Origin of the sequence: Paraburkholderia sp. MM6662-R1, from assembly GCF_050436245.1 — a bacterium.
GTDB lineage: Bacteria > Pseudomonadota > Gammaproteobacteria > Burkholderiales > Burkholderiaceae > Paraburkholderia > Paraburkholderia tuberum.
The window spans coordinates 85,805-101,971 of record NZ_JBNDLV010000004.1 but is presented as its reverse complement, the minus strand read 5'-3'; the positions used below and the strand labels follow the sequence as shown (position 1 = coordinate 101,971).

Here is a 16,167-nt window from a genome sequence, read left to right as displayed (position 1 = left end):
ACAGACATCGTTCCCGCCGCTTTTCCTGAAGAGCCTATGAAAGTCGCGCTGTTTATCCCGTGCTTTATCGACGCGTTCTATCCCGAGGTCGGTATCGCGACGCTCGAACTGCTCGAACGTTTCGGCATCGGGGTCGACTATCCGCAGCAGCAGACTTGCTGCGGCCAGCCGATGGCCAATAGCGGCGCGCATGCGGACGCCGCCGCCACGGAGCGACTATTCGCGCGCAACTTCGCGGGTTACGACTACATCGTCGGGCCGTCCGCGAGTTGCATTCATCACGTGCGCGAACATCTGAGCGCGCTCGAGCAGACCGACGAAGTGAAGAAAGTACGCGCAGGCGCTTACGAACTGGTGGAGTTTCTGCACGACGTGATCGGCGCGCGCGAATTTCCGTGGGCCGAGTTTCCGCACCGCGTCGGTCTACACACCAGTTGCAGCGCGCTGCGTCATCTGAAGCAGGCGTCGGCGTCGGAAATCGCCGGCACGCCGTTTTCGAAGCCGCGCGCGTTGCTCGAAGGCGTGAAGGGCATCGAGTTCGTCAAGCCGGCGAGGCCCGACGAATGTTGCGGTTTTGGCGGCACGTTCTCGGTCACCGAAGAGGCGGTGTCGGTGCGCATGGGGCAGGACAAGGTGCGCGACCATCTGGATGCGGGCGCCGAGTACATCGTTTCGGGCGACATGTCGTGCCTGATGCACCAGCAGGGTTGCGCGGAACGCATGAAAGCCGACGCGCGCTTCATTCATATCGCGCAGGTTCTCAATGGAGCACGCGCATGAGCGGCGACCATCACCGCATCGATCACGCCAAAGCCGCGGGTTCTTTCATCAGCAAGACCGAGCATGTCGCGTTTCACGACAAGCGTCTGTGGGACCTGCGCGAGAAGCGCGACGCGCAGGCGCACGGCATTGCCGAATGGGAAACGTTGCGCTCGCTGGCGTCGGGCATCAAGGAACACACGCTGTCGCATCTGGCCGACTACCTGGAGCAGTTCGCGGCGGCGGCCGAGGCCAATGGCGTGGTCGTGCATTGGGCAGCGAGCGCGGAAGAGCACAACGCGATCGTCCACAAGCTGATGTCCGAGCGCGGCATGACGACGCTCGTGAAGAGCAAGTCGATGCTGACCGACGAATGCCGGATGCGCGAGTATCTCGAACCGCGCGGCATTACCGTGATGGAAACGGACCTCGGCGAGCGCATCCAGCAGCTCGATCATCAGGAGCCGAGTCATATGGTCGTGCCGGCCGTGCACAAGCTGCGCGCGGACGTGGCCGAGCTGTTCGGCCGGACCATCGGCACCGATCCGAAGAATAGCGATATCCACTATCTGGCCGAAAGCCAGCGCATGAACACGCGGCCGTATTTCGTGCGCGAGAAAACGGCTGGCATGACCGGCTGCAATTTCGCGGTGGCGGAAACGGGCACGGTCGTCGTCTGCACGAACGAAGGCAATGCCGATCTTTCGGCGAACGTGCCGCCGCTGCATATCGCATCGATCGGAATCGAGAAGCTGATACCGAAGGTGTCGGATCTCGGCGTGTTCGTGCGCATGCTGTCGCGCAGCGCATTGGGTTCGCCGATCACGCAGTACACGTCGCATTTTCGTGCGCCGCGGCCGGGCACCGAGATGCATTTCATCCTCGTCGATCATGGCCGCTCCGAACGGCTCGCGATGGAGGACTTCTGGTACTCGCTCAAATGCATCCGCTGCGGCGCGTGCATGAATACGTGTCCGGTCTATCGACGCAGCGGCGGCCTGTCGTATGGCGGCACCTATTCGGGGCCGATCGGCGCGATCATCAATCCGACGTTCGATCTGAAACGCTATAGCGCGTTGCCGTTCGCATCGACACTCAATGGCAGTTGCACGAATGTGTGTCCGGTGAAGATCAACATTCACGAGCAGATCTATAAGTGGCGCGCGGTGATCGCCGAGCAGCACGAAGTGCCGTTCGTGAAGCAGGAGGTCCTGAAGATGGCGGGGCGTCTGCTATCGAGTCCGACCTTGTATCGCGCGACGGTGTCGTCGATGGGCAGCGCGTTGCGGCGGCTGCCGAATTTCGTGCTGTACAACCCTCTGAATATCTGGGGCCGGCAGCGCGAATTGCCGGAGGCGCCGAAGATGACTTTTCATGCCTGGTACAAAAAGAATCGCGGAGGCGGCGATGACAACGCGTGAGGCTTTTCTCGCCAAGGTGCGCGCCGCGCAACCGGCCGCGCGGCCGCGTCCCGACGTGCCGCTGTTCGAAGCGGTTGGCGGCGATCTGCGGGCGCGCTTCACGGCGGCGTTGCAAACGATGGGCGGCACTTGCGTCGAAGCGGCCAGCGCCAGCGACGTCAGCGATCTGATCCGCGAGCGTTTTGGCGCGGCGGCATCGATCGCATCGGCGAGCGCCGAAGTGCCGGGCACGCGCGGGATCGGCGCGGATACGGACCCCGCATCGCTGCAGGACGTCGACGTCGGGTTGGTCCGTGCGCGCTTTGGCGTCGCCGAAACCGGCTCGGTGTGGTTTAGCGAGCGCGAATATGTGGTCAATGCATTGGGCTATATCGTTCAGCATCTGGTCGTGCTGCTCGATCCGGCGCAATTGCTCGATGGACTGCAAGACGTCTATCGTCGCGACGATTTCCGCAGGGCGCGCTACGCGGCGCTCGTTACCGGCCCTTCGGCCACCGCCGATATCGAGGGCGTACTGATTCGCGGCGCGCAGGGCGTGCGCTCGCTGACGGTCGTGTGGCTCGCGGGCTGATGCGCGGCGGTTGCAGCGCCGGACTTTGCTATCATCACTGTATAAACATACAGGTCCCGCACAAAGTCCGTGGCAACCGATGCTCGCTCAGAGATCCGCTCTGAAGCCCCTTACTACCTGCTGAATTTCGAGCGCGCGCTTGCGTGGCTCGCCGCGCGTTACGACGATCTGCTCGACGACGAAGAGCACGCTTTTCTGGAAACTTTTGCTACGTTGCCGCAGGCATCGCGTGCGCTGCTGGTGCGCATGCTGATGCGCAAAGGCATGCTATTCCGCGCGAGCCGCCTGGCTTACGACGAAATCGGCTGTCCGTTGCAGGCGGCGATGCCGATGACGGTGCATCGCTGGATCGACACCGAGCCGGCCCTGTCTCTCGACAACCTGTTTGCGCTCAGCACGCGGGCGCAATTGCTGGACATTTTCTCGGACGCGATCGCGCGGATTCCCGGAGCAAAGGCTTTGCGCAAACCGGATCTGCTCGAAACGCTGCGCGAGTCTTACGAAACCGCAAGCGGCGACGCGCAAGCGTGCACATCACGTCCGCTCGCCGCCTGGCACGACGCTTCTACGGACCGCGTGCTGCACGTCGCGATCGCGCCGTTGTGCGATCGCTTGCGCCTGATGTTCTTCGGCAATCTGCATCAGGACTGGTCGGAGTTCGTGCTCGCCGATCTTGGCGTGTTCCAGTACGAGAAGGTCGCGTTCGGCCGTTTGTCGCGCGCGTTCCAGCAACGCGCGGACGTCGACGTTTATCTCGCGCTGCACGCGTGCCGCGAAGCGCTCGAATGGCTACCGGTCGGCACCGGCACCCCCACCCTTCACGAACTGATCGCGACCGTCCGCTCGATCGGCACCGCGAATCCGTGGCTCGAAATGCGTCGCGCGAAACTACTGTTCCGGATCGGCCAGGATTGCGAGCGGCGCGGGCAGTGGGACACCGCGCTCGCGGTGTACGACGCGTGCGCTTGGCCCGGCGCGCGTCTTCGACGCATGCGCGTGCTCGAGCGCAGCGAGCGTCACGGCGAAGCGCTGGCGCTGGCCTCGCAGGCCGATGTCGCGCCTGAGAGCGAAGAAGAGGCGCAGCGCGTCGCCCGGATGTTGCCGCGCTTGCGGCGCAAGTGCGGCGAGCCGGTGCCGCGCGCAGCAGCGGCGAGGCCTGTGGAGCGAGGCACGCTGGTGTTGCCGAAGCCTGATACGCCGGTGGCCGTCGAGTACCTGGTGCGCGATCATTTGAGCAGCGACGCCGCGCCGGTGCACTACGTCGAGAACGCGCTGATCAATTCGCTGTTCGGCCTGCTGTGCTGGGAGCCGGTGTTCACGGCGTTGCCCGGCGCGTTTTTTCATCCGTTCCAACGCGGACCGGCCGATCTGCACGCGCCGGACTTTCACGCGCGTCGCGCCACACAGTTCGCCGCGTGCTTCGCGCAGCTCGATAACGGCGTCTATCGCGACACGATTCTGCGGCATCTGCACGACAAGGCCGGCATGCAGTCGCCGTTCGTATTCTGGGGACTGCTGACGCCCGAGCTCATCGCGCTCGCGCTCGACTGTCTGCCCGCCGCGCATCTGAAGCTGTGCTTCGAGCGCTTGCTGCGCGACATTCGCGGCAATCGTTCGGGCTTGCCCGACCTGATCCGGTTCTGGCCGGCCGAGCGTCGCTATGAACTGATCGAGGTGAAAGGCCCCGGCGATCGTCTGCAGGACAACCAGATCCGCTGGCTCGCGTACTGCGCGCAGCACGGCATGCCAGTGCGCGTCGTCGACGTGCGCTGGGCCGGGCAAGAGGCGCAGAGCGAAGCGGACGCCGCGACGCAAGCCGCAGCGGAGCGCGTCGTATGAGCTACGTGGTGGCCGTCCGCGCGATGTGCGAATTCACCGCTCGGCGCGGCGATCTCGATCTGCGCTTCACGCCCGCGCCGACTTCGCTCGAAGGCATCGCGGGTCATCAGATGGTCGCCGGCCGTCGCGCGAGCGGCTACGAAACCGAACTCACGCTGACGGGCACGCATCGCAGTCTGACCGTGCGTGGCCGCGCGGACGGCTACGACGGAATCGCGAACCGGCTCGAAGAAGTGAAGACGTATCGCGGCGATCTCGCGCGTATGCCCGCGAATCATCGCGCGCTGCATTGGGCGCAGGCACTCGTGTATGGGCATCTGCTGTGCCGGGCGCGCGGGCTCGGCGAGCTGACGATCGCGCTCGTGTACTTCGATATCGGCAGTCAGAAGGAAACCGTGCTGACGCAGCAGCACAGCGCGCGCGAACTCGAAATCTTCTTCGTTGAACAGTGCGAACGATTTCTCGATTGGGCCGTGCAGGAAGACGCGCATCGCGTCGCGCGCAACGCGGCGCTCGTCGCATTGCAGTTTCCGTATGGGCGGTTTCGGCGCGGGCAGCGCGAGCTCGCGGTGGCCGTGTATCGCGCGGCACGCGACGGCAAGCCGTTGATGGCGCAGGCGCCGACCGGTATCGGTAAGACGCTGGCGACGATTTTTCCGTTGCTGAAAGCCTGCGGCGAAGACCGGCTCGATCGCGTGTTCTTTTTGACCGCGAAGACGCCGGGCCGCGCGCTCGCGTTCGATGCGATCGACTCGCTGCACCAGAGCGCGCCGTTGCCGCTCAGAACGCTCGAACTCGTCGCGCGCGACAAAGCCTGCGAGCATCCGGACAAAGCCTGCAACGGCGAGTCCTGTCCGCTCGCGCGCGGCTTTTACGACCGTCTCGATGCGGCGCGCGCCGCCGCGTTGGCGACGCCACGGCTCGATCGCGCGGCGGTGCGCGAGGCTGCGCTCACGCACAATATCTGTCCGTACTATCTGTCGCAGGAGCTCGCGCGCTGGGCCGACGTGACCGTCGGCGATTACAACTACTACTACGACGGGAGCGCGATGCTGCATGCGCTCACGCAGATCAACCAGTGGCGCGTCGGCGTGCTGGTCGACGAAGCGCACAACCTGCTCGAACGCGCGCGGCGCATGTATACCGCGTCGCTAGATCAAAGCGCGTTCCGGCTCGCGCGCAAGAGCGCGCCGGCGGCGCTGAAGAAGCCGCTCGAACGCTTGCAGCGCGAGTGGAATGCGGTGAAGCGCACGCAGACGTCCAGCTATCAGGTGTATGCGGAGGTGCCCGGCAAATTGCTGTGCGCCGCGCAGAATCTGATCGGCGCGGTAACGGATCAGCTCGCCGACGCGCCGTTGTCGATCGACGAACATGCGCTGCGCGTTTTCTTCGACGCGATGCACTTCGTCGCGCTCGCCGAGCAGTTCGGCGAGCACTCGATGTTCGACGTGACATTGAGCGCCGACCGCTACGCGCCGCGCGACAAAACCAATGCGACGCTCTGCGTGCGCAACGTGATCCCCGCGCCGTTCCTCGCGCCGCGGTATGCGGCCGCGCGTACCACGGTGATGTTCTCCGGCACGCTGAATCCGCAGCATTTCTATCGCGACACGCTTGGGCTAGCCGAGGACACGCAATGGCTCGACGTCGAGGGACCGTTTCGCGCGGAGCAGTTGCAGGTGCACGTGGCCGCTCATGTGTCGACGCGCTGGCGTGACCGCGACCGCTCGCTCGCGCCGATCGTGGAGCTGATCGCGAAGCAGTATGACTCCCAGCCGGGCAATTATCTCGGGTTCCTGAGCAGTTTCGACTATCTGCAACGCGTGGTCGCGCTGCTGCGCGAGCGGCACCCCGGCTTGCCGGTGTGGGCGCAGGAACCCGGCATGGACGAAGCCGCGCGCGATGCGTTTCTCGCGCGCTTCAGGACGATGAATCAGGGCATCGGCTTCGCGGTGCTCGGCGGCGCGTTTTCGGAGGGTGTCGATCTGACCGGGCAGCAACTGATCGGCGCGTTCGTCGCGACGCTCGGTCTGCCGCAGATCAACGACGTCAACGAGCAGATGCGCCGCGCGCTCGATGCGCGCTTCGGCAATGGCTACGACTACATGTACCTGTATCCGGGTTTGCAGAAAGTCGTGCAGGCGGCAGGGCGCGTGATCCGCACCGAAGAGGACCGCGGCGTCGTGCATCTGATCGACGACCGCTTTCGCAGGCCGGAAGTGCGGCGCCTGTTGCCGCGCTGGTGGCAGGTTCGCTAGCGCCGCGCTAGCGAACCTTTACGCGCGCGACGCGTCACGCGTGCGGCGAGGTCGAGCCCGGATTGCCGGGCGTACCAGGGCCGCCGGCCGGGCTCGGATCAACCGGGATCTGGTCGTCGAGCGGCGCGTCGCCCTTGTGCGGAGCGTGACCGTCCCCCGCGGCGTCGCCGTCCGGCCGGTTGCCATGGCGTTCGCGCGGCGGGGCCGTATCGAACCTGGCCTTGCTCGCCGGGTCCCACGTGAGCAGATGACGCTGCGGATTCGCGATCTCGATGCCGAGTTCGCTGAAGCGTTCGAGGATGCGTCGGTTGAATTCGCGTTGCACGCCCCAGCGCGACGTATCGCGGCATTGCATCTGGCCGGCCAGCGTGATCGCCGAACCGTCGACCGCATCGACGCCCCAGAACGAGAAGTCCGCCAGGATGCCGTCCTTGAAGTTGTCGTCCGTGCGCAGCGATGCGCCGATTTCCTTCAGCGTCTCGATCGCGCGCTCGACGTCCTGGCCGAACACGATATTCACGCGCACCGCCGCGTTGCCGATGCCGCGATTCGTGTTGTTCACGGTCGACACCGAGCTGAACGGCACCGTAAACAGCGAGCCGTCGCCGCCGCGCAGCCGCACCGTGCGAATCGACAGATATTCGACGGTGCCCGACACGCCCGCGAGCGTGACCCAGTCGCCGACCTGCATTGCGTTTTCCATCAGCAGAAAGATGCCGGTGATGAAGTCCTGCACGAGCTTCTGCGAGCCGAAGCCGAGCGCGACGCCGAAGATGCTCGCGCCCGCGAGCAGCGGGCCGATGTTCACGCCGAGTTGGCTCAGGCCGGTCAGCACGACGACGAGCGCGATCACGCAGAACAGCGCGGTGCGCAGCATCGGCATCAAGGTGCGCAGACGCGCGGCGCGCACCAGATCGCCGCTGCTCGTCCAGTTATCGAGGCGACGTTCGGCCGACACGTTGACGATCTCCCACACCACCAGCGCGATGATCGCGGCGACGGCGATCGTCGCGAGCGCCGAGGCGAGCCGGTGGCCGATCGTGCCGCTGCGGAACAGATCGACGACGTCGACGCCCCACGCCTGCAACAGCACCAGCGCGGTGACGCTGCCGATGATCCAGCCGATCACGCGCCGCAGCGCCGGATAGTATCGGTAGGCGTGCTGATGCACGAGCGAGTGTGACGCCTCGTCCTGCACATGGAAGATGCGCGCGAGCGCGCCGAAGATCACGATCGACACGAGCCGCGCGCCGATCAGTATCGCGAGCGTCATGCCGCCGATATTCACGAGCGCGTGATAGCCGTTCCGTACGTCGAAAGCCCACACGAACCACAGGCCCATCACGATGACCACGGTCACCACGGCCCACGCGTCCGCGAACGCGTTGCCGAACATCTCCAACGACTCGTGAGCGGCGAAGCGATTGCGGATCCGGTTGGCGACCGGTTTCGCGCAGCGCAGCACGAGGATCGAGATCATCACGTGACCGGCGAGTGCGACCACTTTCAGCAGCGCGAGATGCGCGGCGTCGTTCATGCCAAGCGCCTGCGCGACTTCGGCTAGCGCGACGCCGGCGCCGACCACGCTGACGATTCGCACGATCCAGCCGAGCACGAACGCGGCCCACGCATCGCCCATGCGCAGCAGCCGCAGACGCGGTGCGCTCGGCTGCAGGAAGAACGCGCCGACGATCACGACGCAGCGGCACACCACATAGACGTCGATCAGCGAATCGAGCGCGCGATCCTGCGGCGTGCCGTTGCCGGCGAAGATCGACATCAGCGCGCTCGCCGCGCCGAGGAACACCGCGATCGGCACGAGCCGCGCCAGCGTGATCAGCAACGCGCGCGGCAGACGTTGCAGCAGCGTCCAGTGGTGCGTCGCGTTGCGCTTGCCTTCGGCTTCGATGGCGCGGCCTTTGGCGGATGGCGTCGCGTACGGCGCGGCCGGGCCAGTCGCGACGGCTTGCGCCTCCGCTTCGAGCACTGACGGCGCCGATGACAGCGGGGGCAGCGGCGGCGTGCTGGTGGGCGGATGACCTGCCGGCGCGGCGCCGGCGGCGTGCGCGGGCGGCGGTGAGTTGTCGTTGTCATTCTGCAGCGCGGCTTCGCGGCGCGCGGCGATCGCCCGATAGACGCGCCGCAGCAGCCGCCGCGCCAGCCATTCGAGCACCAGAGCGGGGATCAGCGCGGCCAGCAGCGACCACAGCACCCCGAACAGCACCGCGCGCGCGTGCGGATTGGCGAACTGCCAGTTCCACCATGCGCGCACCGACGCGACGTCGAGCAGCGCGGCGATCGAGCCGCGCAGCGAGGTCGCGAGATGGCCGGCGTAATGCGCGCCCTCGCGCGCGAGTTGCGAGGCGAGGCCATTGGATTTGAACGCGTCCGGCACGAGCGCGGCTGCGCCGCTTGCGGCGGCGGGCGCCGACGCCGCCGCCGGCGCGGATGCGGCCGGCGCGCTCAACGCGCCGGCCGCGGCGATCGCTTGCAGCGTATCGGCGACTTGCGCGCGGCGTTTGGGGTCGTTCAGGACAGCGAGCGCGTCGCGAGCCTGCTGAGGTGTCAGCGTGACGGCGGCGGAAGCGGGTGTCGCGGGCGTGGGATGGGCAGACTCAGGCGCGGCGGCGAAGACGGGCGCCGCGCCTGTGAGCAGAAAAATGAAAAAACAGACACGCAGAAATTTTTGCATAGGGTGTAAAGCGGGATGAAGCCAGTGCGGACGATTGTGCCGGAACATGGGCTGTTTCAGCGGGGTGACCCGGGACCGACACGGGGCGGGGCGCTGAAGTTCCTGCGGCGGAGGCCCGCCGGACGGGCGAAAACGCCGCGAGAACGGCGCCCTTCGGGCGGGGCGTTGACCCGACAGGATAGCCGATGATGGCCGGCAGGCCTGTCGAAGGCAGCAGAAAGCTTGCCCGGAAAGCCCCGTGGGCGGGGCGGCGCAGGAGGTAGGAGGCCGCTTGCCGGGTGGCCATGCTGGCGGCGGCGCGAGGATGTTCTCGACGACCACGCTACGTGCGGGCAGAGCGCGGAAAGTCGGGAATGCTCAATCGCCGTGACCGTGCGCTGCTAAGCGTTCACTACAAAAAACGCTTAAATCCGCGCTTATGCCACTGAAGAGGTCTGCCGCTCTGCTTCGTCATCGGCATGGGGGCCGCTGCTCGCGCCGCGTCCGGCCGGCTCCTGATGCAGCCGGTTCGCGTGCATCAGCCGGTACAGCGTCGCGCGCGAAATGCCCAGTTCGGCCGCCGCATCGGACAGCTTGTAGCCATGCCGCAGCAGCGCGTTCTCGATCGCATCCTTTTCGGCCTTGCTGCGGATTTCCGCCAGCGTGACCGCCGGGCCATTGTCAGCTTCGGGTAGACCGAGGTCGCTCGCGGTGATGAAGCGGCCCTCGCTCATCACGACCGCGCGGCGCACGCAGTTGATCAGCTCGCGCACGTTGCCGGGCCACGGATAGTTCGACATCGCGACGATCGCGTCGCTCGACAGGCCGCGCAGCTTGCGTGCGCCGTCCTGCTTGTACATGCTGAGCGCGTAATTGGCGAGTAGCTTGATGTCGCCGCCGCGCTCGCGCAATGGCGGCTCGACGAGGCGCAGCACACACAGCCGGTGATAGAGGTCGGAACGGAAACGCCCGTCTTCGACGGCGCGCTCCAGATCGACGTGGGTGGCCGAGATCACGCGCACGTCGACGCTGATCGGACCGTTGCCGCCAAGCCGCTCGATCGTGCCTTCCTGCAGGAAGCGCAGCAGCACCGCCTGGCATTCGTGCGGCATGTCGCCGATTTCGTCGAGAAACAGCGTGCCTTCATGCGCGCTCTCGATCCGGCCGAGCTTGCGTTGCACCGCGCCGGTAAAAGCGCCGCGCTCGTGGCCGAACAGTTCGGCCTGCAACAGGCTCGGCGGAATCGCCGCGCAATTGATCGCGACGAACGTGCGGCCTGCGCGCGGCGAGCGGTCGTGAATAGCACGAGCGGTCAGCTCCTTGCCGGTGCCCGATTCGCCCGCGATGAACACCGGCGCATCGGTCACGCCGCATTTGTCGATGCGCCGGTAGAGCTGCTGCATTGGCTCGCATTGCCCGACCATGCCGTGGCGGCCGAGCGACGGCTCCGGCACGACGCGCGGCTGACGCAGGCTCGACAGCCCATGCGCGTGGCCGAGCGCAAACATGAGCCGCTCGTTGAGCCACGGCTGCGTGACGAAGTCGAAGCAGTAATCGAGGATGAAACGGCTGACCAGCTCGTTGTCGGCCTGGCCCGGCACGATCTGCGCGACCCAGTTGGTTTCGACGCGGCGCATGCACAGCGCGAGCGCGGACAGCTGCTGTGACGTGCAATCTTCGGGCAACTGAACGAGACCGACCTTGATGTTGCCGCGTTCGATCATGCGTTCCGCCACGGCCGTGCTTTTTGCGTGCACGGCTTGCCATCCCGACGCGGCCAGAAACTCGACGAGTTTCTGGTCGGGCGTGTTCGCCACGTACAGAACCGTGCGTTCCATATCGGCCGGCGTGCAAGTCGTAGTCATGGTTCCCCCTGTTCGATCCTCAGGACTGCCGTGCGACGTTGTGAGATTCAGGCGGCCAGTTGCTGCACTCCGGCTGCGACGCATTCACGACAGCAGCAATCACGAACAAGGGACACGCTTCAAGCGCGGCGCGAACCGGAACGCGCTGCATGGCGGACCGATTCATGCAATGGCGGCGACCTTGTCGTTCATTGCTGAAACTGCCCGGCGATTTTTCCCCCGAACCGTGAAAACCACTTGAACCGTGGCTTGCCTCGTTGACCTGATAGAAGCGCTCTGATTGGCGCATGGCCTAACGATAAGCGAAAGCGCCTGAAAGCGCCAGACAAAGAAACATGGATGAAGAATGCGGATTGGATTTTCGGATTAACACGGATCACTAATGAATAAGCGGTCAAGGCCGGTTATGCGCGCAATCGCACATTGCGTGGCAATTGCCCTGGTATTAAGGCGTGACTAAAACGGACGGGGCGCGAGCAGTCATGTTTCACAGTTGCGACAGATTGGACAGCGCGAGTCGAATGCGCTTTGCCGCGCCGGGTGGGGCGCTTTGCCAACCGGAAGGAGCGGCGAAGCCACGTGCGGCCGGCCCCGCGGCCTGTCAGCAGGCTGGCGAGACGGAGCGGGAGGCGCGCTTTGCGGCCAGCGCGCGGCGATTTTGGCGTGTCAGAAACGAATCAATGCGCGCCACGCCAAAAATCGGGCCGGTTCGCACTGCGTCAAAAGCAAACCGATTTCTCGGCAGAGTGAAGCTTTGGCGGGCGCCTTACAAATTCGAACGCGTGTTGGCATAACCGTTGCAATAAGGTCTGCACAGAAAAATGTTTTGCCGCCAGGTCGACGGTACGGGGAAAACCGGATTAAAAAAGACCGGCGGTAAAAAAGTCACTCGCAGACATGGTCGGGGAAGCCATCGGGTGTTTGCGGGAGCGCGGCGGGGCCTTCTTGAATACGTTAGCAAACGGGTGAGTGGCGGACCGGTTTGGCGGCCATTCAAAACCGGACGAAAAAAGGGCAACGACTTCGCCGTTTTTCCTTTTCGACTTTTTGTCCTCACGACGCGAAAAGGGTGGCGATAACGACAGGCAACGCGCTGGCAACGTTCGCGAGCGACGCGCCGCAAAGGGAAGGGGCAGCGCCGGATCAGGACCGGCCGGCGCGACGAAGCGGGGAGAGACGCTAGTCTCCACAGAGAGACGAATGTACGAGGTGAACCAGGGGCCGTGTCCGTGGGTTGGCACGGGCACGGCGACCTGGCCCAACGGCCGGGGCGCTGAGACCAGACGGCGTGACCTGGCGCAAATCTGCTCGACATCGGGGACTGACATGAAACCACAAGTGATTCGCAGGCCGGCCGCTTCGGGAGGAACCAGAAGCACTTACCGGCGGTATGTCGCGGCATCGCGAGCGCGCTTTTTCGCGCAGGCGGCGGGCTCGTCGATCGATCTGCTGACGCTCGTCGTCGCCGAGGCGCTCGAGCGCCGAGCGCAAGCCGAGATCCGCCGCGACCTGCTGCGCGACGCGCTGTACGCCATGCCGGTGCGCGCTGAACGCAGCGCGGCGCAGCGGCGCGACGACGATGAAACCGACTTCTGACGCTTGCCGCTCGTCGGCTCGCAGCGACCGCGCAGGAATTCGATAACACCGTTTGCCGGCCCATGGTTTTCACGGAGGAGCGTCGCGGTAAGGAACTCGCGCCGAAGCCTGCGTCGTCAATCGTGAACAGACGACTGGAATAAAAGCCCGCGCATGACGCGCCAAGCGCCGCAGAGCTGCCATGATCGACATCTTCCTGATTGCCGCGAGCATCGAAAACGCGCAGCGAATCGTCGTGCGGCTCGAAGAGAGCGGCGTGCGTTACCGGCTGCATACCGCGTTCGGCCCGGCCCGGCAACTGCCGATGCACGCGCGCGTGGTCCGCGGCGCCGACCTGCTGATCGTCGACGACGCCAATCTGAACGTCCGCGGACTAGACGGCATCGAGGAGACGCTCGCCTGCGCGCCGACGCTCCATTGCATGCTGGTGACGCCGGCACCGTCCACCGCGCTGATCGGCGCGGCGCTGCGCGTCGGCGTGCGCCAGGTGCTGTCGTGGCCGCTCGATCGTCAGGCCGTCGTCGATGCGCTTGCGCAGATCGAAGCGCGGCGCCGCGAGCCCGGGCGGCGCCACGCGCGCGTGGTCACCCTGGCGTCGAGCAAGGGCGGTAGCGGCACCACGCTGATCGCGGTCAACCTCGCGTGCGCGCTCGCCGCGCGGCGTGAGCGGCGCGTGCTGCTGATCGACCTGAGCCAGCAATTCGCCGACGCGAGCCTGCTGATGGCGAATCGCCCCCCGCCCATGACGCTCGTCGATCTATGCTCGCGCAACGAGCAACTCGACCCGGCGCTGTTCGACGCGTGCGCAATGCACGTGTGCCCGAACCTGGATCTGCTCGCCGGCGCCGGCGATCCGTTGAAGGCCGCCGAACTGCTGCCCGGTCAGATGGACCGGATTCTGACGCTGGTGCGCGAGCGCTACGACGCGGTGCTGATCGACGTCGGCCCGAGCCTGAATCCGTCGACGATCCGCGCGCTCGCGCATAGCGACGCCATCTGCATGGTGGTGCGGCAGAACCCGCTGTACCTGCATGGCGCGCGCCGCATGCTCGATATCTTTCGCGAACTGGGGCATCCGTCCAGCAAGGTGCGGGTCGTCGTCAACCAGTACGACAAGGACGCGCAGATCAATCTGCCGATGCTCGAACGCACGCTCGGCGCGAAGGTCGCGCATCAACTGCCGCGCGACGATCAGCACGTCAACGATGCGCTCAGCCGCGGCGTGCCGCTCGTCGCGTGCGCGCGCGACAGCGGGCTCGCGCAAGGCATCGTGCTGCTCGCGAACATGCTGTGGCCCGCGAGTGCGGAGCGCCGCAGGAGCATGCTCGGCAGGTTGCTCGCGACGTGGCCGAATCTGCCGCCGCAATTGAAGCCGGGGGGCTAGGGCGACGTCTACTCGCTGCTCGAGCCCGGTCTTCTGCTGGTGAACCTCGAGATCCGGAGGATGATTGTCTGCGGCTGCAGTTGGCGCTGCGGGCCAGACTCATCCTGCGCGAAGAGAAGCTACAGTCCGACGACGAGCGCTATCGCGCATACCGTAGTAAGGTGAGATACAGGGTCATCCCCGGCATAGTCTGTAGGCGTAGAGCCGCGGCCTCAGAGTTCCGAAAGCGTCGGGCAGGCTCGCGCCGTCCGGTCACTCCAGCGAGAAAATCACGTGAGCGCAGCACCGTCCATGCAAAACGCGCAGGGTTTCAGCGACCTCGCGTCGATCCTGTCCAATCCGATTCTGAATACGGATTCGTACAAGGCATCGCACTATCTGCAATATCCGCCCGACGCGACGGCGATGTTCTCGTACATCGAATCGCGCGGCGGACGTTACGGCCGCACGCTGTTCTTCGGCTTGCAGATGCTGCTGAAGGAGTACCTGTGCCGGCCGGTTACCGGCGCGATGATCGACCAGGCGCGGACCTTCTTCAGCGCGCACGGCGAGCCGTTCAACGAGGCGGGCTGGCGCTACGTCGTGCAGCGATACGGCGGCCATCTGCCGGTGCGGATTCGCGCGGCGCCCGAAGGCTCGGTCGTGCCCACGCACAACGTGCTCGTCACCGTCGAATGCGACGATCCGCAGGTGTTCTGGCTCACGTCGTATCTGGAGACGATGCTGATGCGCGTGTGGTATCCGATCACGGTCGCGACGCAAAGCTGGCATCTGCGCCAGACGATCCGCGCGTATCTGCTGAAAAGCAGCGACGATCTCTCGCAGCTACCGTTCAAGCTGCATGATTTCGGCGCGCGCGGCGTGTCGAGCGCGGAGTCGGCGGCGATCGGCGGCGCGGCACATCTCGTCAGCTTCATGGGCTCGGATACGGTGCTCGGCGTGGTTGCGGCGAATCACTACTACCGCGACCGCATGGCCGCGTTCTCGGTGCCGGCGGCCGAGCACAGCACGATCACGTCGTGGGGCCGCGAGCGCGAAGTCGACGCGTATCGCAACATGATCGCCCGCTTCGGCAAGCCGGGCGCGGTCGTTTCGGTGGTGTCCGACTCTTACGACCTGTTCGCCGCGCTGAACGCATGGGGCGGCGAGCTGAAGCAGGCCGTGCTCGATTCCGGCGGCATGCTCGTGATTCGCCCGGACTCCGGCGATCCGTGCACGATCGTCCTGCACACGCTGCGCTCGCTGGAGGCTTCGTTCGGGTCGCAGACCAACAGCAAGGGGCGGCGCGTGCTCGACCATGTGCGCGTGATTCAGGGTGACGGCGTGAACCCGGATTCGATCGTCGCGATCCTCGCCGCGATGGACGAGGCCGGCTTCGCCACCGACAACATCGTGTTCGGCATGGGCGGTGCGCTGTTGCAGCAGATCAACCGCGATACGCAGCGCTTCGCGATGAAGTGCTCGGCGATCCGGCTAGGCGACACGTGGCACGATGTGTCGAAGGATCCAGTCACGGATCACGCCAAGCGCTCGATGAAAGGCCGGCTCACCTTGCTGCGCCATCGCCGCACCGGCGAGTACCGGACGGTCACGTTGCCGATCGCGTGGGACGGGAGCACGGTGGAGGGCGAGTGGGACGAAGCGCTCGAGACGGTGTTCGATGCGGGCCGCTTGCTGGTCGATACGTCGCTGGCCGCGATTCGAGGCCGCGCCTATGCGGACGAAGGTTGATCCAGCTTTCTGACGCATCGGCATGGTCACGAGCGGGTGGGTCATCAGCGCCCAGTGCTGCATGAAGGGCAG

General features: G+C 65.6%; 11 protein-coding genes. 8 read left to right on the top strand and 3 right to left on the bottom strand.

The annotated features are described in order from the left end of the window. Nucleotides 1–36: 36 nt before the first annotated feature. From OKW39_RS30225 to OKW39_RS30205, 5 genes are all read left to right on the top strand, one after another. Complete coding sequence (locus tag OKW39_RS30225) at nucleotides 37–780, top strand: (Fe-S)-binding protein (protein ID WP_429564335.1); 744 nt, start codon at nucleotides 37–39, stop codon at nucleotides 778–780. After that, nucleotides 777–2,180 (top strand): lactate utilization protein B, encoded by a 1,404-nt coding sequence (locus tag OKW39_RS30220; RefSeq protein ID WP_429564334.1) that lies wholly within the window; start codon nucleotides 777–779, stop codon nucleotides 2,178–2,180. Before OKW39_RS30225 ends, OKW39_RS30220 begins: the two co-directional genes overlap by 4 nt. Beyond that, nucleotides 2,167–2,751: a LutC/YkgG family protein gene (locus OKW39_RS30215; RefSeq protein WP_429564333.1), complete on the top strand. Its 585-nt coding sequence runs from the start codon at nucleotides 2,167–2,169 to the stop codon at nucleotides 2,749–2,751. The genes OKW39_RS30220 and OKW39_RS30215 overlap by 14 nt, the downstream gene beginning before the upstream one ends. A 69-nt stretch (nucleotides 2,752–2,820) precedes the next feature. Next, a complete protein-coding gene (locus OKW39_RS30210; RefSeq protein WP_429564332.1) occupies nucleotides 2,821–4,590 on the top strand; it encodes a VRR-NUC domain-containing protein in 1,770 nt (589 codons plus the stop codon). Beyond that, a complete protein-coding gene (locus OKW39_RS30205; protein WP_429564331.1) occupies nucleotides 4,587–6,848 on the top strand; it encodes an ATP-dependent DNA helicase in 2,262 nt (753 codons plus the stop codon). The genes OKW39_RS30210 and OKW39_RS30205 overlap by 4 nt, the downstream gene beginning before the upstream one ends. A gap of 34 nt (nucleotides 6,849–6,882) precedes the next feature. Here the strand turns inward: OKW39_RS30205 and OKW39_RS30200 are convergent, their stop codons facing one another. From OKW39_RS30200 to OKW39_RS30190, 3 genes are all read right to left on the bottom strand, one after another. Further along, nucleotides 6,883–9,540 (bottom strand): mechanosensitive ion channel domain-containing protein, encoded by a 2,658-nt coding sequence (locus OKW39_RS30200; RefSeq protein ID WP_429564330.1) that lies wholly within the window; start codon nucleotides 9,538–9,540, stop codon nucleotides 6,883–6,885. A gap of 416 nt (nucleotides 9,541–9,956) precedes the next feature. Next, nucleotides 9,957–11,384 carry a sigma 54-interacting transcriptional regulator gene (locus OKW39_RS30195; protein ID WP_429333810.1) on the bottom strand — a complete coding sequence of 476 codons (1,428 nt, stop codon included), beginning with the start codon at nucleotides 11,382–11,384 and terminating at the stop codon, nucleotides 9,957–9,959. Nucleotides 11,385–11,403: 19 nt separating this feature from the next. Further along, on the bottom strand, nucleotides 11,404–11,673 hold the full coding sequence (locus OKW39_RS30190) for a hypothetical protein (RefSeq protein WP_429564329.1): 270 nt from the start codon (nucleotides 11,671–11,673) through the stop codon (nucleotides 11,404–11,406). A 1,037-nt stretch (nucleotides 11,674–12,710) separates the two neighbouring features. On the opposite strand from OKW39_RS30190, the gene OKW39_RS30185 reads away from it, so the two are divergent. From OKW39_RS30185 to OKW39_RS30175, 3 genes are all read left to right on the top strand, one after another. Next, nucleotides 12,711–12,980, top strand: a complete 270-nt coding sequence (locus OKW39_RS30185) for a hypothetical protein (protein WP_090809776.1) — start codon at nucleotides 12,711–12,713, stop codon at nucleotides 12,978–12,980. A 181-nt stretch (nucleotides 12,981–13,161) separates the two neighbouring features. Then, nucleotides 13,162–14,364 (top strand): AAA family ATPase, encoded by a 1,203-nt coding sequence (locus tag OKW39_RS30180; RefSeq protein ID WP_429564328.1) that lies wholly within the window; start codon nucleotides 13,162–13,164, stop codon nucleotides 14,362–14,364. A 291-nt stretch (nucleotides 14,365–14,655) separates the two neighbouring features. Beyond that, entirely contained in the window at nucleotides 14,656–16,095 is a 1,440-nt protein-coding gene (locus OKW39_RS30175; RefSeq protein WP_429564327.1) for a nicotinate phosphoribosyltransferase, read from the top strand. The last annotated feature ends 72 nt before the right edge of the window (nucleotides 16,096–16,167 follow it).